Genomic DNA, 22,018 nt, shown 5'->3' with positions numbered 1-22,018 from the left:
CCGGGCCTGCCCCGGCGTCGACCGGCCGTGGCGGGCCGGGGCTGCACCGGCGTGCACCGGCCCTGGCGGGGGCCTCCGGGGCGTCGACCGGCCGTAGCGGTCGGGTCCTCAGAGACGTGGTGCGGCACCGGGGGTGGGACTGACCGCGTACACCAGGTTGTTCCCGGCATTGCTGCCGACGCCCTCCGCGCCGGCCGCGACGTAGCAGTCGTGCAGGCTGTTGCCGGGAGCTTCGAGGATCCAGCCGAAGCGCACCTGAAAGGCGACGCCCGCGATCTCGTTGCCCCGGCAGGGGGCCACCGAACCGTCGGCGGTGGTGCCCTGCGTCCCGTTGCTGAGCGAGACACCGTACCCGGGGCTGGAGATGGTTCCGGTGACGAACCTGTTGTGGCAGCCCCCGACCACCGCCAGGGCGGGGGCCCGGGAGTCGGTGATCCGGACGGTGAAATCGGTGACCAGGTTGTCGTCGTTCGGGCCGTCCCAGCCCTCCTCGGCCGTGGTGGTCCGGTCGTCGAGGTAGACGGCCGTCCAGGTCGCGCCCGTGACGCAGACGCCCCGGACCCGGTTGCGCCGGCAGCCCTGGTACAACCACAGCGCGCTGCCCTTGACCGTCTCCGGGGTGCCGCAGCCGTGCAGGTGCAGGTCCACCAGCGTGCAGTCGCTGGCGCCCCGGGTGAGCGCGAAGCCGTTCTCGGCGTTGCGGACGGTCATGTTCTCCACCCGTCCCCACCGGACCTGGCGCCAGGTGACCGCGAAGAGGGAGCGGACCGCGCCGCCCCAGACCTTGTTCCCGTCGACGGTGAGGCCGTCGACGGCGGGTCGTACGCAGCCGACCGAGACGGTCACGCCGGTGGCGCCGATCAGGGCGGGTGTGTCGATGGTGACCGTCGTGCCGGTGACCGCGACCACGAGGGCGTACAACCGGCGGGCCACCCCGATGGACGCTGTGGTGGTGTGCGGGGCGGGGGTGGTTCCGTACGCGCCGCGGGTGACGCCGGTCAAGGTGGCCCCGTCGAGCCCGGTGTACCTGACCAGTTCGCTGTCCACCTGGAGGGTGCCGGCCACCGGGAACCCGGTGGTGGACGCCAGCGTGAGGCCGGTGGTCTGCGTCGCGGTGACCGGCTGGACCAGGCGGGTGAACTGGGTGTCCAGGATGCCCCCGACCGCCTGTACGGCGACCACCGCGTCCACCTGGATGCCGGCGCCGGAGGCGACGGTGAGCTGTCGACCGCCGGCCGCGATCGAGCCGGTGGTGGTGACGACGCGGGTGGTGAGCACCTCGGGCAACTGTCCGTCCGGGCTGCGCAGCGTCACCCCGGGCAGGACGAACCCCACGCCACCATCCTGGATGATCCCCTTCGCCTGGTAGGTGCCCGGCGGCGCGGTGACCTGGCCGCCCCCGGCCTTCCGGGCCGCGTCGTTGGCGGCCTGGAAGGCGTCCCGGTTCACCGTCCAGGTCGCGTCGGGGCGGGCTCCGTAGTCGGCGGCGTCGAACAACGGTCCTCCTCGGGGAAGCGGCGGATCCCAGTTGGTGCCGGGTCCATGCACGCTACGGAGCGCCTCCGGTCCGTTGAGTCAGCTCTTTGACTTTCCCGTCCGGGTAGTGCTGATTTGCCTGGTATGCGTTTCTTCGCGTCTTCGGTGGTCGTTGTTCCGGGCGTCATGACATGTGTGAACGACGAAACGGGGGCTCTGCGTGACCGTGTTGCCTGCCGGGTGCCGAGTGTTGATCACCGGTGGTACCGGCTCCTTCGGACAGACGATGGTGCGACGCCTGCTCGACCACGACGTCGCCGAGATCCGGGTGTTCAGTCGGGACGAGGCCAAACAGGACGCCATGCGCCGGGTGCTCGCCGACGACCGGATCCGCTACCACGTCGGCGACGTCCGGGACCTCGACTCGGTCCGGGCCGCCACCCGGGACGTCGACCACGTCTTCCACGCCGCCGCGCTCAAACAGGTGCCGTCCTGCGAGTTCTTCCCGCTGGAGGCGGTCCGGACCAACGTCCAGGGCAGCGCCAACGTGATCGAGGCGGCGGAACACCACGGCGTCGGGTCGGTCGTGCTGCTCAGCACGGACAAGGCGGTCCACCCGGTCAACGCCATGGGGATCAGCAAGGCGCTGATGGAGAAGGTCGCCCAGGCGTACGCCCGGAACAACCCGCGCAGCCGGACCACCGTCTCCTGCGTCCGGTACGGCAACGTCATGTACTCCCGGGGCTCGGTGATCCCGCTCTTCGTCGAGCAGATCCGGGCCGGGCGCGCGCCGACGGTCACCAACCCGGCGATGACCCGGTTCCTGATGTCGCTGGACGACTCGGTCGAGCTGGTCGAGCACGCCTTCACCCACGCCCGTCCCGGCGACGTCTTCGTCCGCAAGGCGGTGGCGTGCACCATTGGCGACCTCGCCGAGGCCGTCTGCCAGCTCTTCGACGTGCCTGCCAAGATCGAGATGATCGGTGTACGGCACGGCGAGAAGCAGGACGAGACCCTGGCCAGCCGGGAGGAACTCGCCCGCGCCGACGACTTCGGCGACTTCTTCCGGGTGCCGCTCGACGCCCGCGACCTGAACTACGCGCTCTACGTCACCGAGGGCGACCTCGGCGGCTCCCCGGCCGAGGACTTCACCTCGGCCAACGCGCCCCGGCTGGACGTACCGCAGATCGTGGACCTGCTCCGGACACTGCCCGAGATCCGCGCGGAGCTGGCGCTGCGCGACCCGGTGCTGGCATGTTGAGGGTCGCGGTCACCGGAGCGGGTGGCTTCCTCGGCTGGCACGTCCGGGTGCTCGCCCGGGCGCTCGGCTGGCCCGAGCCGGTCGTGCTCACCCGCGCCGACCTGACCGACCCGGCGACCGTGGCCGCCCGGATCGCCGGGGTGGACCGGCTGCTGCACCTGGCCGGGGTCAACCGGGGCGATCCGACCGAGGTCGCCGCCGGCAACGTCCGGCTGGCCGCCGCCCTGGCCCGGGGCCTGGAACGCTGTCCGCAGCCGCCGGGGACCGTGGTCTACGCCAACTCGACGCAGGCCGGCAACGGCACCCCGTACGGCGACGCGAAGGCCGTCGCCGCAGCCTCCCTCGCCGCCGTCCGCCCCGACCTGGTCGACCTGCGGCTGCCCAACCTGTACGGCGAGCACGGCCTGCCGTACTACAACTCGGTGGTGGCCACCTTCTGCCGGCTGCTCGCCGAGGGCGGGCGACCCGAGGTGCACCACGATCGTGAGCTGACCCTGGTGCACGTCACCGACGCGGCGGCCCGGCTGCTCGGCGCGCCCGACGGCCACCCCTGGGACGCCAGCATGCCGGGCCTGCGCATCGGGGTGCGGGACCTGGCCGCGCTGCTCACCGGCTTCGCCGCCGCCTACCGCACCGGGGAGATCCCCGACCTGCCGGACCGGCACACGGTACGGCTGTTCAACACCTACCGGTCGCACTGCTTCCCGGGGCACTACCCGGTGCCGCTGGTCCGTCGCTCCGACGCCCGGGGCGACCTGGTCGAGGCGGTGCGGGCGCACGGCGGCGGGGGACAGACCTTCTGCTCCACCACCCGCCCCGGGGCGGTCCGGGGGGAGCACTTCCACCTGGCCAAGCTGGAGCGGTTCTGCGTGCTCCAGGGCTCGGCGGAGATCCGGCTGCGTCGGATCGGCGACGACACGGTGGTCCGGTTCCCGGTCGACGGCGACGAGCCGGTGGTGGTGGACATGCCGACGATGTGGACGCACCACATCGTCAACACCGGCCGGGACGACCTGCTCACGCTCTTCTGGACCAACGAGGTCTTCGACCCGGCCCGCCCGGACACCTGGCCCGAGCCGGTCGGGCAGCCCGCCCCCGAGCCGGCCGCCGCCCTGGCCGGCTGACCGCCCACCCCCGACGCCCCGAGCCCCGCCGACCGTCACGGTCGGCGGGGCTCCCGCTCGCGGTGCTCGACTCCGGTTACGGCAGGTCGGTCCCTCCGGCCGACCGGAGGGCCCGACCTGCCGCAGGTCGTGTGGATCAACGCTGGTGGGCGGGCCGGGTCAGCGGCCGAGGACGGCCTGCACGGTGCGGGCCAGGATCAGCAGGTCACCGAGGAAGCTGCGGGTCTCGACGTACCGGACGTACAGCTCCACCTTGCGCGGCAGCACCACCGAGACGTAGTACTCCTCGGGCCGGTCCGCGCGGGCCAGCTCCGCCGACTCGTTGCGGTACGCGATCGACGCCGGATCGGTGATGCCCGGCCGGACGGACAGGATGCGCCAGCGGGCCACCGACGGCCAGTGGTCGACGTAGCAGCGGACCTCGGGACGGGGACCGACCAGGCTCATCCGGCCGAGCAGCACGTCGTAGAGCTGGGGCAGTTCGTCGAGCTTGCTGGCCCGCAGCAGACGGCCGACGCGGGTGATCCGGTCGTCGCCGTCGGAGGTGACCTCCGGCCCGGGCGCGGTGCGCATGCTGCGGAACTTGTGGATGTGGAAGGGACGGCCCCGTCGGCCGGTGCGTTCCTGCCGGAACAGCACCGGCCCGCCGTCCTCCCAGCGGATCGCCACGGCGATCACGAGCAGCAGGGGAGCGCAGAGCACCAGCCCCACCGCCGCGCAGACGATGTCGAAGAGTCGTTTGATCATTGCAGGACCTTGCTGACGGTACGGATGACGAGATCCACCTGTTCGTCGTCCATGGCCGAGAAGAGCGGCAGGCTGACCACCCGCGCGAACTCCCGGCTGGCGACGGGGAACATGTCGTCGGTCAACGCGAGCCAACGACGCCAGTGGGTGTGCTGGTGCAGTGGGATGAAGTGGACGCTGCACCCGACGCCGAGCCGGGACATCTCCACGATGAACCGGTCCCGGTCGACCGGGGCGTCCGGCCGGAGCCGGACCACGAAGAGGTGCCACGCGTGCACGTCCGCCTCCGGCGCGGGGGCCGGCAGGTCCAGCGGCAGACCGGCGAACGCGGCCCGGTACCGGCCGGCGATCTCCTCCCGTCGCTGCCGCATCGACTCGGCGCGGGCGAGCTGCACCAGCCCCATCGCCGCCGCCGGGTCGGTCAGGTTGTTCTTGAACCCGGCGTCGACCACGTCGTACCGCCAGGCGGGCCGGTCGCTGCGGTAGCGGTCGAAGCCGTCCCGGTCGAAGCCGTGCAGCCGCATCACCCGGACCCGGCGGGCGAGGTCGGGGTCCCGGGTGACCAGCATGCCCCCCTCGCCGGTGGTGATGGTCTTGGTGGCGTAGAAGCTGAAGACCGTGGCGGCGGTCGGGCCGGCACCGACCGGCACGCCCCCGCTCGCCGCGGGGAAGGCGTGCGCGGCGTCCTCCACGACGGCCACGCCGTGGCGGCGGGCGAACTCGTGCAACCGGGCGCCGTCGACCGGCTGACCGGCGAAGTGCACCGGCAGGACGGCGACGGTGCGCCCGGTGACCTTGCGGGCGGCGTCGTCGAGGTCGATGGTGAGGGTCACCGGGTCGACGTCCACCAGCACCGGGACCGCGCCGACGTGCACCACCACCTCGGCGGTGGCGGTGAAGGTCCAGGTCGGGACGAGGACCTCCGTGCCCGGCCCCACCCCCAGCGCCTCCAGCGCGAGGTGCAGGCCGGCGGTCGCCGAATTCAGCGCGACGGCGGTGAGACCCGGACCGCAGTACGTGGCGAACCGCTCCTCGAACTCGCGCACGAGCGGACCGCTGGAGAGCCAGCCGGACCGGATCGCCGACGTGACGGCGGCGATCTCCGCCTCCCCGACGTCGGGTAGCGCGAAGGGAAGAGTGCGGTCATCCATGCCGGTCCTCCTGCATATGCGTTTTACGCACCAATTGATGTGGCTGAGGATAAACTGCCGATGTCCGTTAGATGCCTGATTTCACGTATTGCAGTTGTTTGGGAATGAGGTGAGGGTGTGCGGCTCGGCCTGCTCAGCCAGTGGTTCGACCCGGAGCCCGGTCCGGCCGCGCTGCCCGGCGTTCTCGCCCGTGGCCTGGCCGCCCGTGGCCACGACGTACAGGTGCTCACCGGCTTCCCGAACTGGCCCACCGGGCGGCTCGCCCCCGGCTACCGGATGACCCGCCGCGCCGACGAGGTCGCCGACGGCGTCCACGTCCGGCGGGTGGCCCTCTACCCCAGTCACGACCGCTCGGCGGCACGCCGGCTCGCCACGTACGGCTCGTTCGCCGCGTCCGCGCTGGTCTCCGGCACGCCCGCGTTGCGCGGCCTCGACGCGCTCTGGGTGAGCAACTCACCCATCACCGTCGCGCTGCCGATGTGGTTCGTCCGGTACGCCCACCGCGTGCCGGTCGTGCTGCACGTGCTGGACCTGTGGCCGGACAGCGTCCGGGCCAGCGGCTTCCTCGACGCCGGACGCGCCGGCCGCCCGCTCGCCGAACGGGCGATGCACACCTGGTGCGCGGCGATGTACCGCGCCGCCGCCCGGGTCGCCTACATCTCGCCCGGCGTCGGCGACCTGCTCGCCCGGCGGGGCGTGCCGGAGGAGAAGCTCGTGCACATTCCGATGTGGGCGGACGAGACCCCGACGCCCCCGCCTCCCGACCTGCGCGCCGAACTCGGCATCACCGACGACCGGGTCGTTCTGGTCTACGCCGGTACGCTCGGCGAGGCCCAGGGCCTCGACACCCTGGTCGACGCCTGCGCCCAGGTCGACGACCCCCGGCTGCTCTGCCTGGTCGCCGGTTCCGGCACGGCCGAACGGCGACTGCGGGACCGGGCCGCCACGACTCGCCTGACCAACCTCCGGTTCCTCGGACGGCTGCCCCGGGAGCGGATGCCCGCCCTCATGGCGGCGGGCGACGTCCACTACGTCGGTCTCCGGCCGGGCGGCATGTCGGCGTACACCATGCCGAGCAAGGTGCAGGCCACCCTCGCCGCCGGTCGCGCCCTGCTGGTCGCCGCCGAGGGGGACGCCGCCACGGTCGCGCGGGACAGCGGAGCGGGGATCACCGCCCGACCCGGCGTCCCGGAGTCGGTCGCCGCCGCCATGCGCGAAGCCTGCCAACTCGGCCGGGAGAAACTGCACCTGCTGGGCGCGGCCGGTCGGGACTACTACCGGCGCACCTTCTCCGTCGCCTCCGGGGTCACCCGGATCGAGGCGGCGTTGCGGGAGGCCACAGCGACCGGAGGACGACGATGACCGCCGTCGACCTCGCCCCGCTGACCGGCCACGACGTGCGCGACGCGGCCGACCTGCACCTGCGGGCCTTCCCCCGGTTCTTCCTGTCCAGCCTGGGCGCGCCGTTCCTGCGCGAGTTCTACGCCGGGTTCGTCGACGACCCGGACGCGGTCACCGTCGTGTCGCGGAACGAGGACGGCCGGCTGCTCGGGGTCGTGGTCGGCACCGTCACGCCCGACGGCTTCTTCGGTCGGCTGCTGCGCCGACGCGGCCACCGGATGGCGGTGGCCGCCGTCCGCCCCGCCCTGCGCGACCCCCGCGCCGTCGGGCGTCTGCTACGCGGCATCGCGTACCGGGGGGACGTCCCGGTCGCGGCGCGGGGGGCGCTGCTCAGCTCGATCTGCGTCGACCCGGCGGCGGCCGGCGGCGGTCACGGCCGGCAGCTGATCGACACCTGGTGGCGGCGGGTACGGGAACGCGGGGTGTACGACGCCTACCTGAGCACCGACGCCGACGACAACGACCGGGTCAACGCCTTCTACCAGCGGGCCGGGTGGACGCTGGTCGGCGACTACGCCACCCGGGAGGGACGGCGGATGAACTGCTACGCAGTCTCGGTCGGTTCGACCGTCGGATCAGGGACGCGTCGGATCGATCTCTGACGGGTAGAGTGCTGCGGCCGGCGGCAGGTACGCCGCCCGACCGCAGGGAGCCCGTCCGTGCTGCACTTGAGGATCATCACGCCGGCCGACCGGTCCGAGGCGGTGGCCGACCTGCTCGCCGCCGATCCGGGAGTGGCCCATCTGGCCGTCCTCCCGGGAGCCGCCCGCCAACCGGTCGGTGACCTGATCCTCTGCGACGTGGTCCGGGAGAGCGCCGACCACGTGCTGCACCGCCTCCAGGAACTCGGCGTGGAGGCCCGGGGCGGGGTCAGCGCCGACGACGTCGAGCTGACCCTCTCCTCGGCCGCCGAGCGGGCCGCCCGGGAGGCCCCCGGGCACGCCGACGACGCCGTCGTCTGGGACGAGATCGCCGCCAAGACCGGCGAACAGACCGAACTCTCCGGCACCTACCTCGTGCTGATCATCGTCGCCACCATGCTCTCCGGCATCGCGGTGCTGCTGGACCAGCCGATCCTCATCGTCGGGGCGATGGTCGTCGGCCCCGAGTTCGGGCCGCTCGCCGCGCTCTGCGTCGCCCTGCTGCGCCGCAAGCCCCGGATCATCGTCCGGTCGGTGCAGGCCCTGGTGGTCGGCTTCCTGGCGGCGATCGTGGCCACCATCCTGAGCACCTGGGCGCTGACCGCCGCCGGCCTGGTCGACCGGGGGATGCTGCTCGCCGAACGGCCGGTGACCGACTTCATCTGGCGCCCCGACGCGCTCTCCTGGGTGGTCGGGCTGCTCGCCGGGATCGCCGGCATGCTCTCGCTCACCTCGAAGAAGTCCGGCAGCCTGGTCGGCGTGCTGATCTCGGTGACCACCGTGCCGGCCGCCGCGAACGCGGCGGTCGCCCTGGCCTACGGGGTGTGGCACGAAGCGGGCGGCTCGATGCTCCAACTCCTGATCAACGTCTGCGCGATCGTGGTCTCCGGGCTGCTCACCCTGGCCGTGCAGCAACTCTGGTGGTGGCACGTGGCCCGGCGCACCACCGGCCCGGTCACGGCCAGTCGTCCCCCGCGTCGAGTCGTCGGGTGAGCAACTCCCGCAGCGGGACGGAGTCGCCGTCCCGGCCGCCCTCCCCGACGATCAGCGGCGCGGGGTGGGGCTGCGGCGTCGCCCCGAACAGTCGGGAGCGTAGGCCACCCGGAACGGTCAGCAGGTAGAAGCGTCCCTCGACGTCCACCGCCCGGGTCGCGGCGCGGTCGACGTACCAGCCGGTCAGGCCGGTGCGGTACCGACCGCCGCCGGAGTAGGAACCGGCCACCAGCGGAGTCGTCCGCAGTCCGCGCCGGGTCGCCTCGTCGACGAACCAGGCGACCACCTGGGCGGCCTCGGCCTGCTCGACGGCGCGGCGCTGCTCGTCCGCGGCGGCGTGCGCCCGCACCGCGCGCTGCCGCTGATCCCGCCACTCCCGGCCGTCGCCCTCACCCACGCCCCCGACGGTACGCCGCCGCGCGGTCGGCGGCGGCGCGGGCTCCCGGACCGGCGTCACCGTGCCGGTCGGGGCAGGTGCGGGTCGAGGACCGCGCAGACCTCGTCCAGGTGGGCGGCACGCACCCGGCCCGGCTCTCGGCCTACCTTCGGCTCGTGCCCGGCTTTCGGCTCGTGCCCGGCTTTCGGCCGGCCCGACGGCGTCGTCACCGGGCCGATTCGGTGATGCGATTCGACACCGCGCCGTGGTCCGACCGAAGGTGCGGGCGGGGGACAGGGTGGAGGACGGCGTCCTTTGGAGCTGCCCCGTTTGTGCGCCCACTGCCAGTGCCGTCAGCGCCCCGCTGCGCGGCCGGGGCGCTCAAAGGTCTCCCCGGCGAGGACGAGCCCGACGACGGGTGCTGTCCCTGATGGACGAGTGGCTGGCCGGTGTTCCCACCACGTGCCCCACGGTGAGCGCGCCCGGCCGTCGGTGCGTTCACTGTCGGTGCGCTCGTGCGGGCGCAGAGCGGTGCCCTGATCCGACCATGGTCCGGTGTGAGGCCCGGCAGGGCCGGCTATGGTCCGGTGTGTGGCGCGGCAGGGCCGCCTACCGTCCGGCGGTGGTGCGCGTGCTGCCGATTCTCTGCCCCGTCTGTGCGGGCAGCTCCAAAGGGCATCGTGTGCCACCGCCCCGCCCCGCCCCGACGCGTCCCACGGGCCGACCCGTCGGGCGAGTTCGGTCGCCGGATCCGGATCCGGCGACCGAACTCAGCGTCCGGGTCGGTCGGCGTCGGCTCAGGCCAGGCCGGCGCGGCGGAGGGCGTCAGCCATCGCCCCGGACGGTGGCGGGGTCGAGTTGCCCCGCCCCTGGCGCTGTGGCGCGCCGCCGCTCCGCGCACCCCGGGCACCGCCCCGGTCCGCCGTCGAGGCACCCCGGTCGCCGCGTCCGCCCTGGTCCCCTCGGGCACCGCGTCCGCCCTGGTCGCCCCGGGGGCCACCGCGTTCCCGCCGGGCCCCGTCGGCCGGGCCGCGTCCGCCGGGCGTGCCCGGCTCGTCGTCCAGCCGCAGGGTCAGCGAGATCCGCTTACGCGGCACGTCCACGTCGAGGACCTTGACCCGGACCACGTCCCCGGACTTCACCACGTCCCGGGGGTCCTTCACGAAGGTGTGCGACATGGCCGAGACGTGCACCAGGCCGTCCTGGTGCACGCCGACGTCGACGAACGCGCCGAAGGCGGCCACGTTGGTGACCACGCCCTCCAGGACCATGCCCGGGGTGAGGTCGCCGATCTTCTCCACGCCCTCGACGAAGGTGGCCGTCCTGAACTCCGGTCGCGGGTCGCGGCCCGGCTTCTCCAACTCGGCCAGGATGTCGGTGACCGTGGGCAGGCCGAAGGTGTCGTCGACGAACTCGGTCGCCCTCAGTCCACGCAGGATCGCGCTCTGGCCGATGAGCGAGCGCAGGTCCTGCCCGGTCGAGGCGAGGATGCGCCGCACCACCGGGTACGCCTCCGGGTGCACGCTGGAGGAGTCCAACGGGTCGTCGCCGCCGGGGATGCGCAGGAAGCCGGCGCACTGCTCGAACGCCTTCGGCCCGAGGCGGGCCACCTTCTTCAACTCGGCCCGGGTCCGGAACGGCCCGTTGGCGTCCCGGTGCAGCACGATGTTCTCGGCCAGCCCCGCGCCGATGCCGGAGACCCGGGTCAGCAGCGGGGCGGAGGCGGTGTTGACGTCCACGCCGACCGCGTTCACGCAGTCCTCGACCACCGCGTCCAGCGAGCGGGAGAGCTTCACCTCGGACAGGTCGTGCTGGTACTGCCCGACACCGATCGACCGCGGGTCGATCTTGACCAGTTCGGCGAGCGGGTCCTGGAGCCGGCGGGCGATGGAGACCGCCCCGCGCAGCGAGACGTCCAGGCCGGGCAGCTCCTGCGAGGCGTACGCGGACGCGGAGTAGACCGACGCGCCGGCCTCGGAGACCACCACCTTGGTCAGCTTCAGCTCCGGGTGCCGCTTGATCAGGTCAGCGGCGAGCTTGTCGGTCTCCCGGCTGGCCGTGCCGTTGCCGATGGCGACCAGTTCGACGCCGTGCGCGGCGGCCAGCCTGGCCAGGGTGGCGATCGAGGCGTCCCACTGCCGGCGCGGCTCGTGCGGGTAGATCGTGTCGGTGGCGACCACCTTGCCGGTGGCGTCCACCACGGCCACCTTGACCCCGGTCCGCAGCCCCGGGTCCAGGCCCATGGTCGGGCGGGTGCCGGCCGGCGCGGCGAGCAGCAGGTCCCGCAGGTTGGTGGCGAAGACCCGGACCGCCTCGTCCTCGGCCGCCTGCCACAGCCGCATCCGCAGGTCCGCGCCGAGGTGGATGAGGATCCGGGTACGCCAGGCCCAGCGCACCGTGTCGGTCAGCCAGCGGTCCGCCGGCCGCCCCTGGTCGCTGACGCCGAACCGACCCGCGATGGCCGCCTCGTAGCGGGTCGGGCCGGTGACCGGGGCGTCGGCGTCGCCGTCCGGCTCCGGGTCCATGGTCAGGTCGAGCACGCCCTCCTTCTCGCCCCGGAGCATCGCCAGGATCCGGTGCGAGGGGAGCTTCGGGTACGGCTCGGCGAAGTCGAAGTAGTCGGCGAACTTCGCGCCGGCCGTCTCCTGACCCTCGCGTACCCGGGCGACCAGGCGGCCCCGCGACCACATCTGCTCGCGGAGCGTACCGATCAGGTCGGCGTCCTCGGCGAACCGCTCGATGAGGATGGCCCGCGCGCCCTCCAGCGCGGCGGCCTGGTCGGCGACGCCCTTCTCGGCGTCGACGTAGCCGGCGGCGACGGTCTTCGGGTCCTGCGTCGGGTCGCCCAGCAGCGTGTCGGCGAGCGGCTCCAGGCCCGCCTCCCGGGCGATCTGCGCCCGGGTCCGCCGCTTCGGCTTGTACGGCAGGTAGATGTCCTCCAGCCGGGCCTTCGAATCGGCGGCCAGGATCTGCGCTTCCAGGGCCTCGTCGAGCTTGCCCTGGCTCCGGATCGACTCCAGGATGGCGGCGCGCCGCTCGTCCAGCTCGCGCAGGTAGCGCAGCCGCTCCTCGAGGGTGCGCAGCTGCGCGTCGTCGAGCAGGCCGGTGGCCTCCTTGCGGTACCGGGCGATGAACGGCACGGTCGCGCCGCCGTCGAGCAGCTCCACGGCTGCGCGTACCTGACGTTCGGTGACGCCGAGTTCCTCGGCGATCCGCTGATGAACGGACTGGGTCACGATCTGATCCGCCTTCTCGGGTGGGGTACGCCCTGCATTGTGCCGCCCTGCCCCGACAGCACCGTCGTCCGGTACGTGGGCGCGCCGGCGGGACCGCTGCGCTAGCGTTGCGATCATGGAACAACCTGCGGACCCCCGGGCCCGGCGGCTCTTCGGCGGCAGCGCCCGCGCCCTGGGTGACCTCGCGGCGAGTCCGTTCCGCGCCGACCGGGACCGGATCGTGGGTTCGCCCTTCTTCACCCGCCTCGGCGGCGTGACCCAGGTGGTCAGCCCCGGCGGCTCCGGGCTGCTGGTGCACAACCGCCTCACCCACAGCCTGAAGGTCGCCCAGGTGGCCCGGGCCATCGCCGAGCGGCTCACCGCCGACGACCGGTACCGGGACCTGCTGGCCGCCCTCGGCGGCTGCGACCCGGACGTGGTGGAGGCCGCCGCGCTCGCCCACGACCTCGGACACCCGCCCTTCGGGCACCTGGGGGAGCGGGTGCTGGACCGGCTGGCCCGCCAGCGCCTCGGGCTGGCCGACGGATTCGAGGGCAACGCGCAGTCGTACCGGATCGTCACCTCGACCGAGATCGGCGGCGCGGCCACCATCGGTCTCGACCTGACCGCGGCGGTCCGGGCCGCGATGCTGAAGTACCCGTGGACCCGGCTGGACCACCCCGACCCGCACCCCCGGCACCTGGACCCGCCGCCCCGGGGGGCCGCCGCCCCGCCCGGCGACCCGGCCAGCGGTTCGGTGAAGTTCGGCGCCTACCGCACCGAGCTGGACGACCTGCGGCAGGCCCGGGAGCCGTTCGTCGGACGGATCGCCGACTGGCAGCAGACCGTCGAGGCGTCGGTGATGGACACCGCCGACGACATCGCGTACGCCATCCACGACGTCGAGGACTTCCACCGGGTCGGCGTGCTCCAGCAGGGCGCGGTGGCCGCCGAGCTGATCGCCTGGCAACGGGAGCACGGGCACTACCGGTCGGTCACCGACGCGGCGCTGGCCAGCACCGCCCGCCGTCCCGGCGCGGCGATCGAGCGGCTGCGCCGACAGCTCCACCGCAAGGACGACTGGATCGCCGACGACGAGGCGTTCGCCGCCGCCGTCGAGCACGTCCGCCGGGAACTGGTGGAGGGGCTGCTGGCGCTGCCGTTCGACGGCTCGATCGAGGCGGAGCAGTACGTGGCCCGGTTCTCCGCCCGCTGGACGGCCCGTTTCGTCGACGCGATCCAGGTGGTCGAGAAGCCCTCGATGCGTTCCGGGCACGTGCAGCTCGCCGCGCCGCAGTGGCACGAGGTGCAGGTGCTCAAGTTCGTCCACCACCGGTTCGTGCTGGCCCGACCGGACCTCGCCCTGCACCAGCGCGGCCAGGCCCGGCTGCTCGGCTCGCTGGTCGAGGCGCTCTGGGAGTGGCTGCTCGACCCGGAGGAGGAGTCCCGTCTGCCGCGCCGGCTGCACGACCTGGTGGAGCTGGCCGAGGCGGAACTGCACCCGCGCACCCCGGACCGGTCGGCGCGGGCCCGGGGGCGGGCCATCGTCGACTTCGTCGCGCTGCTCACCGACTCGCAGGCGGTGGCGATGCTGGACGCGCTCTCCGGCCGCTCCGGCGCGCTCTGGACCGACGCCTTCGTGCTCTGACCCGGCACCGCTCAGGCGATGTGGTCCCACCAGGCGTCCACCGGCGGCGGGGCGTCCACGGTCACCCGCTCGCCGGGGCGCGGCACGGCGAGCCGGACGCCCCGGGCCTTCGCCTCCCGCCAGAGCCGGTTCACCGGCTCGGCCCAGTCGTGCAGGGCCAGGTTGAAGGTGCACCAGTGCACCGGCACCAGCAGCCCGCCGCGTACGTCGAGATGGGCGGCGACCGCCTCCTCCGGGAACATGTGGATGTTCGGCCAGGCCCGGTCGTACGCGCCGATCTGGGTCAGCGTCACGTCGAACGGCCCGTACGTCTCGCCGATCTCGGCGTACCCGGGGAAGTAGCCGGAGTCGCCGGTGTAGAAGACCCGGCGGTGCGCCCCGGCGACCACCCACGAACCCCAGAGCGTGCCGTCGCGGCGCAGGCCCCGGCCGGAGAAGTGCTGCGCGGCGGTGGCGGTGATCGTCAGCCCGGCCACCCGGTGGCTCTCCGCCCAGTCCAGCTCGACGATCCGGTCCGCCGGCACACCCCACCGGTCCAGGTGCGCGCCGATGCCGAGCGGCACCAGGAACGGGGCGGACTGGGTGTCCCGCAGGCGACGCACCGTCGCCATGTCGAGGTGGTCGTAGTGGTCGTGGGAGATCAGGACCGCGTCCACCGGGGGCAGTTCGTCGAGGCGTACCGGCGGGGCGTGCAGCCGGCGCGGGCCGACCACCTGCGACGGGGAACAGCGGTCGCTCCACACCGGGTCGACGAGCACCCGCCGTCCCTCGATCTCGACCAGCGCGGACGCGTGGCCGTACCAGACGACGGCGAGTTCCCGCTCGTCACCGCTGCCGGGGCTCGGACGCAGCAGCGGCACCGGCCGCGTGGGCCGACGGCGCTGCTGCCCGAAGAGCAGTTCCCACACCAGGTTCCGGCCGGGGTCGGCGATCGTGGTGCGGACGTCGGCGGGATTGTGGAACGCGCCGTCGTGGAACTGCGGTGAGCGGCGGACGCGTTCGGCACGGGCACCGGCCAGCCGGCCACCCAGGGCGGCCGGCACGTCCCGGGCGGCCCAGGCCAGGGCGGCCAGCGCGGCCAGTCCCAGCACCCCGGCGACCCCGCCGCCCCGGCCCCGCCGTGTCCGCTGCGCGCGTCCCCCCATGATCGTTCCCTCCGCCCGGTGGATTCCGGGTGCCCACGGTAGCCCCCGGCGCGTCAGCCGCCGTTGCTCGGGCGCTGCCGGGTGACCCGGTGGGCCGTCCCGGTGCCGGTCAGCCCGTCCACCGCGTCGAGGAAGCTCCGTCCCATCTTCGCCCGTGCCGTGACCGCCGGGTGGGTTCCGCCGAAGTTGCCCGGGTCGGCCTGCCCGGTGGCGAAGAGGGCGTACGTCAGCACCGGCGCGCCGGCCCGGTCGAAGATCAAGCCGGCCTCGCAGCGGGCGTCGGCGTACCAGCCGCCCTTGCTGGCGATCCGGGCGCGCTCGTCGGAGGACATGGTGCGGCGGACGCCGTCGGTGTGCGCGATCGGGGAGCGCAGCTGCCGCAGCAGGAACGCCGTGGAGGCGGGCGAGAGCAGGGTGCCGGCGACCAGCGCCCGGAGCAGGTCGTGGGTCTCCCGGGGCGTGCTCGTGCCGAGGTAGAACCGGTTGGGGTTGGCCACCGGCTGGACCTGGGTGTTCGGGAAGCCCTTGGCGACCAGGATCGCGTTCAGTTCGGCGGCCGGGCAGACCAGCCCGCACAGCCGTACCGCGGTGTCGTCGGAGACGGTGAGCAGCGCGGCGAGGGCATGGCCGAGGGTGACCGAGCTGGGGTACGCCCCGTCCAGGCTGAAGATCCCGTCCCCGCCGGGGACGACGATCGCGGAGGTGACGTCGACCCGCTGGGTGAGGGTGAGCAGTCCCCGGTCGACCTTGTCCAGCACCGCCGTGGCCACGGCGATCTTGTTGACGCTGTACGCCTCCAGCCGGAGGTTCGGCTCGTCGCTGACGGCCGGCAGGGGCGCGCCCGCCGCGTCGGCCACGCTGACGTACGCCTGCCAGCTGCCGCCCGCCTCGGCGATGCGCTGCTGGTACGCGGCGGCGACCAGCGCCGCGGCCTCGGCGGGGGTGCTCGCGGTCGGTGTCACACCACGCTCCTCGGCCGACGCCGGCGTCCCGTTGCCGAGCACCGCGCCGGCGGTCGCCGCGGTGCCCAGCCCGAGAGCGGTCCTTCGGTTCATCCTGGCAGTCAAGCGCGTCTCCTCGTCGTGCGACCGGGTGTCCCCGGTCACCCTAGGCGATGAGACGGTTCCGGTGGGTGCCCTGCCCGGTGCAGTGGGTGGAGGCGGACGGGCACCGGCTCGGTGGGTGAGGCACCCACCGGGCTCACGGCGCGAGCACGACCTTGACGCAGCCGTCCTCCTTCTTCTGGAACATCTCGTACGCCTTCGGCGCGTCGCCGAGCGGCAGCCGGTGGGTGCGCAGGTCCTCCACGCCCAGCGGGTCGTCGTCGGCGGCCAGCAGCGGCAGGATCTCGTCGGTCCAGCGGCGGACGTGGCACTGTCCCATCCGCAGCTGCACGCCCCGGTCGAACATCTCCATCAGCGGCAGCGGGTCCACCTCTCCGCCGTACACCCCCGAGATGGATACGGTGCCGCCCCGGCGGACGGCCTTGAGCGCGGCCTTCAGCACCACCAGCCGGTCCACGCCCACCTTGTCGATCATCGGCTGAGCCAGTCTGTCCGGCAGCAGTCCGGCGGCGGCCTGGGCGATCCTGCCGGAGGTGGAGCCGTGCGACTCCATACCGACCGCGTCGATGACCGCGTCCGGGCCGCGCCCGTCCACCAGGTCGATCAGCGCGCCCGGGACGTCGTCCAGTTGGGCGACGTCGAGCACCTCGATGCCGTGCCGGCGGGCCATCTCCAACCGCTCCGGCACCAGGTCCAGCCCGATCACCCGGCCCGCGCCGAGGTGCCGGCCGATCCGGGCGCAGAACTGCCCGACCGGGCCGAGCCCGAAGACGGCGAGCGTGCCGCCGGGCGGGGTGTCCGCGTACTTCACCGCCTGCCACGCGGTGGGCAGGATGTCGGAGAGATAGAGGTAGCGTTCGTCCGCGCCGGTCTCGGGCACCTTGACCGGCCCGAACTGGGCGTGCGGCACCCGCAGGTACTCGGCCTGCCCGCCGGGCACCGAGCCGTAGAGCGAGGTGTAGCCGAACAGCGCCGCGCCCTTGCCCTCGGCGGTGACCTGCGTGGTCTCGCACTGCGCGTAGAGCTGCCGCTCGCACATCCAGCAGGAGCCGCAGGCGATGTTGAACGGCACCACCACCCGGTCGCCCGGCTTCAGCCGGGTCACCCCCGAGCCGACCTCCTCGACGATCCCCATCGGCTCGTGCCCGAGGACGTCCCCCGGCTTGAGGAACGGCCCGAGCACCTCGTAGAGGTGCAGGTCGGAGCCGCAGATGGCGGTCGAGGTGATCCGGACGATCGCGTCGGTCGGCTCCTCGATCCTCGGGTCGGGCACCTCCTCCACCCGTACGTCCCGCTTCCCGTGCCAGGTCAGTGCCTTCATGCCGGTCCCTCCGCCGCGTCGGGTCGTCCTGTCCAGGACTGCTACCCGGGAAGCGACCGGTGAACCGTCCCGCCGGTCATCCCGCCCGGGGCGTGGGCAGCGAGACGGTGACGACCAGACCGCCGCCCGGCCGGGGCAGCGCCTGCACGGTGCCCCCGTGCGCCCGGGTCACCGCCCGGACGATGGACAGGCCCAGCCCGAAGCCCCGGTTGCCGGCCACCCGCTCCCGGTTCAACCGCCGGAACGGCAGGAAGATCGACTCGACCTCGTATCCGGGCACGACCGGCCCGCTGTTGCTGACGGTCAGCACGGCCCGGCCGTCGGCCGTCGTGGTGGTGACGGTCAGCCACCCGTCCTCGCCGAGGTTGTGCCGTACCGCGTTCTCCAGCAGGTTCTGGGTCAGCCGTTCCAGCAGCACCGGGTCACCGACCGTCCGGGCCGGGGCCAGCGTCCGGGAGACCGCCAGGGTCGTCCCGGCGGCGGTCTGGTCGGTCAGGTGGCCGGCCACCTCGGCGAGGTCCACCTCGGTGCGCTCGGTCAGCGTGTTCTCCGACTCGGCGAGGGTGAGCAGCCCGTCGATCAGCCGTTCGTGCCGTTCGTTCACCGTGAGCAGCGTCTCCCCGAGCTGGCGCAGCTCCGCCGGGGCGTCCGGCCGGGTGACGGCCACCTCGATCAGGGAACGGTTGATCGCCAGTGGGGTGCGCAGCTCGTGGGAGGCGTTGGCGACGAACCGCCGCTGGCCGTCGAAGGACCGGTCGAGCTTCTCCAGCATCAGGTCGAAGGTGTCGGCGAGTTCCTTCACCTCGTCGGTCGGCCCGTCCAGAGCGATCCGCTCGTGCAGGCCCCGCCCGGCGCCGTCCGCGCCGGCGATCCGGCGGGCGGTCCCGGTGATCTGGTTCAGCGGCTGCAACGCCCGCCCGGCGACCAGCCAGCCGAACGCGACGGCGGCGACCGTCACCACGGCCAACGCCACCCCGCCCTGGGTCAGCAGGGAGTCCAGCGCGTCCTGGCGGGCGTCCTCCTGCACCTGCCGCACCAGCCCGCGCAGGGTCTCCGCCTGCTCAGGGGTGATCTTGGTGCCGGACTGCGGCAGCGACACCCGGTCCGGGTCCCGGCTGCGCAGGTCGAACCCGAGACCCCGGGTGAGGCGCTGGTCGACCAGCACGTAGGTCACGGCGAGCAGCACCGTTCCGGCGAACAGGAACAGCCCACCGTAGACCAGCGTGAGCCGGGCGCGGATGGTCAGCTTCTTCATCGGATCCGGTACCCCGCGCCGGGCACCGTCTCGATCACCGGTGGCTCGCCCAGCTTGCGGCGCAGCTTCATCACGGTCACCCGCAACACGTTGGTCAGCGGGTCGATGTGCTCGTCCCAAGCCCGTTCCAGGAGTTCCTCGGCGGAGACCACCGCCCCGTCGGCGCGCAGCAGCTCGGCCAGCACCCCGAACTCCTTGCGGGACAGCGGCACGGGACGCCCGTCCCGGGTCACCTCCAGCCGGGCCGGGTCCAGCACGATGCCGGCCCGGGTGAGCCGGGGCGGCGCGGCCGGCCGGGTGCGCCGGGTCAGGGCGTGGACCCGCGCGCTCAGCTCGATGAACGCGAACGGCTTGGTCAGGTAGTCGTCGGCGCCGATGGCCAGCCCGGCGACCCGTTCCCGCACCGCGGTGGCGGCGGTCAGCATCAGCACCCGGGTCTCCCGGTCGGAGTCGACCACCGCCCGGCACACGTCGTCGCCGTGCACCACCGGCAGGTCCCGGTCGAGCACCACCACGTCGTACCCGTTGACCCCGAGCCGTTCCAGCGCGGCGTCCCCGTCGTACACGACGTCCACCGCGAACGCCTCCCGGCGCAGCCATTCGGCGATCGCGTCCGCCAGGAGCCGTTCATCCTCGACCACCAGTACCCGCACCGTTCCATCCTCGCCCACCTCGGCATAACCACGCCGTTAACGGCACTCCGACGTTTACGCCCCGGCTACGCCCCGTGACGTTGACTCGACGGTGGACGCCGGCTTCCCGCCGGTCACGAAAGATGAGGAGCACGAGACGATGCGGAGACGGCTGACGAGCGTACTGCTCGCCCTGCCCCTCGCGGCGGCCTTCGGTCTGGCCGGCTGCGGTGGGGCCGACCGAACCGACGACGGGGTGGCCACGGCCGGTGGCGGCGGTGCGAAGCCGACGGTCGACGCCGCCGCGCTGAGCGACGAGGAGCGCCGGATCAAGTTCACGAGTTGCCTGCGTGACCAGGGGCTGGACGTGGCGGACCCGGAGCCGGGCCAGAACGGACCGCGCTTCCGACAGGGCTCCGACGTGGACCGCACGAAGGTCCAGGCGGCCCTCCAGGCGTGCCGCGAGTTCGCCCCGAACGGCGGACAGCCCCGGGAGCTCAACGCCGAGCAGGTCGAACAGGTCCGCAAGCTCGCCCGCTGCATGCGGGAGAACGGCGTGCCGAACTTCCCCGACCCGGACGCCGACGGCCGGATCCAGCCCGGCAAGGCCGACATCGACCGGAAGGACCCGGTGGTCCGGGCGGCGTTCGACAAGTGCCGCGAGGTGATGCCCAACCTCGACGAGCGCCTGGGGAACTCGTGAGCGCGCCGGTGGGGGCCGCCCCGGCGGGCGACGGAGACGGCACCACGGAGGCGTCGACCCGTCGACGCCGGTGGCGACCGGTCAGCGTGCTGGCCGCCGGGGCGGTCGTCGTGCTGGCCGGCGGGGCGGTCGCGGTCGGCGTGGCCTCCGACGGCAGCGCCGGGGAGTCGGCCGGGGCCGACCCGCTTCCGCCGACCAGCACCACCGTCGCCCGGCAGACCCTCGTCGACCGCGAGACCAAGACCGGCGAGCTGGGGTACGGCACCCCGCGCGCCCTGGACACCCGGTACAACGGCACGCTGACCTGGCTGCCCGCCACCGGGACCACGGTCGCTCGGGGCAAGGCCCTGTACCGGGTCGACGACGATCCGGTGGTGCTGCTGCACGGCAGCCTGCCGGCGTACCGGCCGCTGCGTTCCGGGGTCAGCGGCCGGGACGTCAAGCAGTTCGAGCAGAACCTCGCCGACCTGGGCTACACCGGGTTCACCGTCGACGACGACTACACCTCCTCCACCGCCGACGCGGTCCGCCGCTGGCAGGAGGACCTGGGGGTGACCGAGACCGGGCAGGTCGAGCCGGGCCGGATCGTCTACGCCGCCGGCACCGTCCGGGTGGCGAGTCAGGGCGCCGAGGTGGGGGACGCCGTCGGTCCGGGCCGGACGCTGCTCTCGATCACCGGCACCGCCCGGCTGGTCACCTGCACCCTGGACGTCGACGACCAGCGGCTGGCCCGCAAGGGCGCGGAGGTGACCCTCACCCTGCCGGACGGGAAACGGACCACCGGCCGGGTCGGCGCCGTCGAGACGGTCGTCCAGACGTCGGCCGGCTCGGCCGGACAGGACCCGGTCAGCGAGACGAAGATCGAGGTCTCGGTGACCGGGAACGACCCGGCCGCCCTCACCGGCTTCGACCAGGCGGCGGTCGACGTCGGGTTCGTGGCGGCGGAGCGCGCCGACGTGCTCACCGTGCCGGTCGCCGCGCTGCTCGCCCTCGCCGAGGGCGGATACGGCCTCCAGGTGGTGGACGACGGCGGCACCCGGATCGTCGCGGTGAAGACCGGCCTCTTCGCCGCCGGCCGGGTGGAGGTCTCCGGCGACGGGGTCGTCGAGGGGCTGACGGTGGGGATGCCCGGTGACTGACCAGATCCGCGCCGGGGCCGACCACGTCGTGCGGTTGCGGGACGTGACCCGGCGGTACGGCGACACCGTCGCCGCCCTCGACCGGGTCGACCTGACCATCGGCCGGGGCGAGCTGGTCGCCATCGTCGGTCCCTCCGGCTCCGGCAAGTCCACCATGCTCAACGTCATCGGCACCCTGGACCGGCCCACCTCGGGCACCGTGTCGGTCGACGGGTACGACACGTCGCGCCTGACCGACCGGGAGCTGTCCGCGCTGCGGGCCAGCCGGATCGGTTTCGTGTTCCAGCAGTTCCACCTTGCGGTGGGGGTGCCGCTGGTGGAGAACGTCGCCGACGGGCTGCTCTACGCGGGCGTACCCCGGCGGGAGCGGCACCGGCGGGCGGAGGTCGCGCTGCGCCGGGTCGGGCTGGGCCACCGCCTCGACCACCGTCCGCACCAGCTCTCCGGCGGCGAACGGCAGCGGGCGGCGATCGCCCGGGCCGTGGTCGGCGAGCCGCCGCTGCTGCTGGCCGACGAGCCCACCGGCAACCTGGACTCCACCTCGGGGGCCGGGGTGATGGAGCTGCTGCACGGGCTGCACGCGGCCGGCACCACGGTCGTGGTGATCACCCACGACCGGGAGATCGCGGCGAGTCTGCCCCGCCAGGTGCGGATGCGCGACGGGCGGATCGTGACCGAGGACGTCCCGCTGGTCGAGGGGGTGTCCCGGTGACCGCGACGACGACC

19 protein-coding genes are annotated in these 22,018 nt (G+C 73.6%); 9 read left to right on the top strand and 10 right to left on the bottom strand.

Annotated features, from left to right (window positions below; all coding sequences use genetic code 11):
• Window positions 1-108 precede the first annotated feature (108 nt).
• Window positions 109-1,497 (bottom strand): hypothetical protein, encoded by a 1,389-nt coding sequence (locus GA0070618_RS00385; protein WP_088979835.1) that lies wholly within the window; start codon window positions 1,495-1,497, stop codon window positions 109-111.
• A 199-nt stretch (window positions 1,498-1,696) separates the two neighbouring features.
• On the opposite strand from GA0070618_RS00385, the gene GA0070618_RS00380 reads away from it, so the two are divergent.
• Both GA0070618_RS00380 and GA0070618_RS00375 read left to right on the top strand, forming a co-directional pair.
• Entirely contained in the window at window positions 1,697-2,737 is a 1,041-nt protein-coding gene (locus GA0070618_RS00380; protein ID WP_088979834.1) for a polysaccharide biosynthesis protein, read from the top strand.
• Window positions 2,731-3,861 carry a polysaccharide biosynthesis C-terminal domain-containing protein gene (locus tag GA0070618_RS00375; protein ID WP_088979833.1) on the top strand — a complete coding sequence of 377 codons (1,131 nt, stop codon included), beginning with the start codon at window positions 2,731-2,733 and terminating at the stop codon, window positions 3,859-3,861. The genes GA0070618_RS00380 and GA0070618_RS00375 overlap by 7 nt, the downstream gene beginning before the upstream one ends.
• Before the next feature lie 159 nt (window positions 3,862-4,020).
• Here GA0070618_RS00375 and GA0070618_RS00370 read toward each other — a convergent pair whose 3' ends face one another.
• Together GA0070618_RS00370 and GA0070618_RS00365 are read right to left on the bottom strand one after the other, a co-directional pair.
• Window positions 4,021-4,608 carry a sugar transferase gene (locus tag GA0070618_RS00370; RefSeq protein WP_088979832.1) on the bottom strand — a complete coding sequence of 196 codons (588 nt, stop codon included), beginning with the start codon at window positions 4,606-4,608 and terminating at the stop codon, window positions 4,021-4,023.
• Window positions 4,605-5,759, bottom strand: a complete 1,155-nt coding sequence (locus tag GA0070618_RS00365) for a DegT/DnrJ/EryC1/StrS family aminotransferase (protein ID WP_088979831.1) — start codon at window positions 5,757-5,759, stop codon at window positions 4,605-4,607. The genes GA0070618_RS00370 and GA0070618_RS00365 overlap by 4 nt, the downstream gene beginning before the upstream one ends.
• 117 nt (window positions 5,760-5,876) lie before the next feature.
• Between GA0070618_RS00365 and GA0070618_RS00360 the strand changes: the two genes are divergently transcribed.
• From GA0070618_RS00360 to GA0070618_RS00350, 3 genes are read left to right on the top strand one after another with little or no spacing between them, the layout of a single operon-like run.
• On the top strand, window positions 5,877-7,121 hold the full coding sequence (locus GA0070618_RS00360) for a glycosyltransferase family 4 protein (RefSeq protein WP_088979830.1): 1,245 nt from the start codon (window positions 5,877-5,879) through the stop codon (window positions 7,119-7,121).
• Entirely contained in the window at window positions 7,118-7,762 is a 645-nt protein-coding gene (locus GA0070618_RS00355) for a GNAT family N-acetyltransferase (RefSeq protein ID WP_088979829.1), read from the top strand. Before GA0070618_RS00360 ends, GA0070618_RS00355 begins: the two co-directional genes overlap by 4 nt.
• 57 nt (window positions 7,763-7,819) lie before the next feature.
• A complete protein-coding gene (locus GA0070618_RS00350; protein ID WP_088979828.1) occupies window positions 7,820-8,794 on the top strand; it encodes a DUF389 domain-containing protein in 975 nt (324 codons plus the stop codon).
• Here GA0070618_RS00350 and GA0070618_RS00345 read toward each other — a convergent pair.
• On the bottom strand, window positions 8,757-9,191 hold the full coding sequence (locus GA0070618_RS00345) for a hypothetical protein (protein WP_088985175.1): 435 nt from the start codon (window positions 9,189-9,191) through the stop codon (window positions 8,757-8,759). The genes GA0070618_RS00350 and GA0070618_RS00345 overlap by 38 nt on opposite strands.
• Window positions 9,192-9,967: 776 nt before the next feature.
• Window positions 9,968-12,406 carry a Tex family protein gene (locus GA0070618_RS00340; RefSeq protein ID WP_172900240.1) on the bottom strand — a complete coding sequence of 813 codons (2,439 nt, stop codon included), beginning with the start codon at window positions 12,404-12,406 and terminating at the stop codon, window positions 9,968-9,970.
• Window positions 12,407-12,521: 115 nt separating this feature from the next.
• On the opposite strand from GA0070618_RS00340, the gene GA0070618_RS00335 reads away from it, so the two are divergent.
• On the top strand, window positions 12,522-14,033 hold the full coding sequence (locus GA0070618_RS00335; protein WP_088979827.1) for a deoxyguanosinetriphosphate triphosphohydrolase family protein: 1,512 nt from the start codon (window positions 12,522-12,524) through the stop codon (window positions 14,031-14,033).
• A gap of 11 nt (window positions 14,034-14,044) precedes the next feature.
• On the opposite strand, the gene GA0070618_RS00330 is transcribed toward GA0070618_RS00335, so the two are convergent.
• The 5 genes from GA0070618_RS00330 to GA0070618_RS00310 form a co-directional block, all read right to left on the bottom strand.
• Window positions 14,045-15,178, bottom strand: coding sequence for an MBL fold metallo-hydrolase (locus GA0070618_RS00330; protein ID WP_088979826.1), 1,134 nt, complete (start codon window positions 15,176-15,178; stop codon window positions 14,045-14,047).
• 53 nt (window positions 15,179-15,231) lie between these two features.
• Window positions 15,232-16,233, bottom strand: a complete 1,002-nt coding sequence (locus tag GA0070618_RS00325; protein ID WP_088979825.1) for a serine hydrolase — start codon at window positions 16,231-16,233, stop codon at window positions 15,232-15,234.
• A gap of 145 nt (window positions 16,234-16,378) precedes the next feature.
• On the bottom strand, window positions 16,379-17,563 hold the full coding sequence (locus GA0070618_RS00320; RefSeq protein WP_088979824.1) for a zinc-dependent alcohol dehydrogenase: 1,185 nt from the start codon (window positions 17,561-17,563) through the stop codon (window positions 16,379-16,381).
• Between the two features lie 76 nt (window positions 17,564-17,639).
• The gene (locus GA0070618_RS00315; protein WP_088979823.1) at window positions 17,640-18,818 is read right to left on the bottom strand and encodes a sensor histidine kinase; all 1,179 of its coding nucleotides are present in this window, start codon (window positions 18,816-18,818) and stop codon (window positions 17,640-17,642) included.
• The gene (locus GA0070618_RS00310) at window positions 18,815-19,471 is read right to left on the bottom strand and encodes a response regulator transcription factor (RefSeq protein ID WP_088979822.1); all 657 of its coding nucleotides are present in this window, start codon (window positions 19,469-19,471) and stop codon (window positions 18,815-18,817) included. Before GA0070618_RS00310 ends, GA0070618_RS00315 begins: the two co-directional genes overlap by 4 nt.
• Window positions 19,472-19,610: 139 nt before the next feature.
• Here GA0070618_RS00310 and GA0070618_RS00305 point away from each other — a divergent pair, with 139 nt between their 5' ends.
• From GA0070618_RS00305 to GA0070618_RS00295, 3 genes are read left to right on the top strand one after another with little or no spacing between them, the layout of a single operon-like run.
• A complete protein-coding gene (locus GA0070618_RS00305) occupies window positions 19,611-20,153 on the top strand; it encodes a hypothetical protein (protein ID WP_088985173.1) in 543 nt (180 codons plus the stop codon).
• Window positions 20,150-21,292, top strand: coding sequence for a peptidoglycan-binding protein (locus GA0070618_RS00300; protein ID WP_231931546.1), 1,143 nt, complete (start codon window positions 20,150-20,152; stop codon window positions 21,290-21,292). Before GA0070618_RS00305 ends, GA0070618_RS00300 begins: the two co-directional genes overlap by 4 nt.
• Window positions 21,285-22,004: an ABC transporter ATP-binding protein gene (locus tag GA0070618_RS00295; RefSeq protein WP_231931545.1), complete on the top strand. Its 720-nt coding sequence runs from the start codon at window positions 21,285-21,287 to the stop codon at window positions 22,002-22,004. The genes GA0070618_RS00300 and GA0070618_RS00295 overlap by 8 nt, the downstream gene beginning before the upstream one ends.
• The last annotated feature ends 14 nt before the right edge of the window (window positions 22,005-22,018 follow it).

The sequence above is a fragment of the Micromonospora echinospora genome (genome assembly GCF_900091495.1).
Classification (GTDB): domain Bacteria; phylum Actinomycetota; class Actinomycetes; order Mycobacteriales; family Micromonosporaceae; genus Micromonospora; species Micromonospora echinospora.
This window is presented reverse-complemented; position numbering and strand designations above follow the sequence as displayed.

Excerpts from the sequence above, each read along its gene's own strand:
- GA0070618_RS00375 (WP_088979833.1), top strand. The coding sequence starts at position 2,731 with ATGTTGAGGGTCGCGGTCACCGGAGCGGGTGGCTTCCTCGGCTGGCAC.
- GA0070618_RS00370 (WP_088979832.1), bottom strand. The coding sequence starts at position 4,608 with ATGATCAAACGACTCTTCGACATCGTCTGCGCGGCGGTGGGGCTGGTG.
- GA0070618_RS00335 (WP_088979827.1), top strand. The coding sequence starts at position 12,522 with ATGGAACAACCTGCGGACCCCCGGGCCCGGCGGCTCTTCGGCGGCAGC.
- GA0070618_RS00315 (WP_088979823.1), bottom strand. The coding sequence starts at position 18,818 with ATGAAGAAGCTGACCATCCGCGCCCGGCTCACGCTGGTCTACGGTGGG.
- GA0070618_RS00305 (WP_088985173.1), top strand. The coding sequence starts at position 19,611 with ATGCGGAGACGGCTGACGAGCGTACTGCTCGCCCTGCCCCTCGCGGCG.
- GA0070618_RS00320 (WP_088979824.1), bottom strand. The coding sequence starts at position 17,563 with ATGAAGGCACTGACCTGGCACGGGAAGCGGGACGTACGGGTGGAGGAG.
- GA0070618_RS00325 (WP_088979825.1), bottom strand. The coding sequence starts at position 16,233 with ATGAACCGAAGGACCGCTCTCGGGCTGGGCACCGCGGCGACCGCCGGC.
- GA0070618_RS00355 (WP_088979829.1), top strand. The coding sequence starts at position 7,118 with ATGACCGCCGTCGACCTCGCCCCGCTGACCGGCCACGACGTGCGCGAC.
- GA0070618_RS00365 (WP_088979831.1), bottom strand. The coding sequence starts at position 5,759 with ATGGATGACCGCACTCTTCCCTTCGCGCTACCCGACGTCGGGGAGGCG.
- GA0070618_RS00330 (WP_088979826.1), bottom strand. The coding sequence starts at position 15,178 with ATGGGGGGACGCGCGCAGCGGACACGGCGGGGCCGGGGCGGCGGGGTC.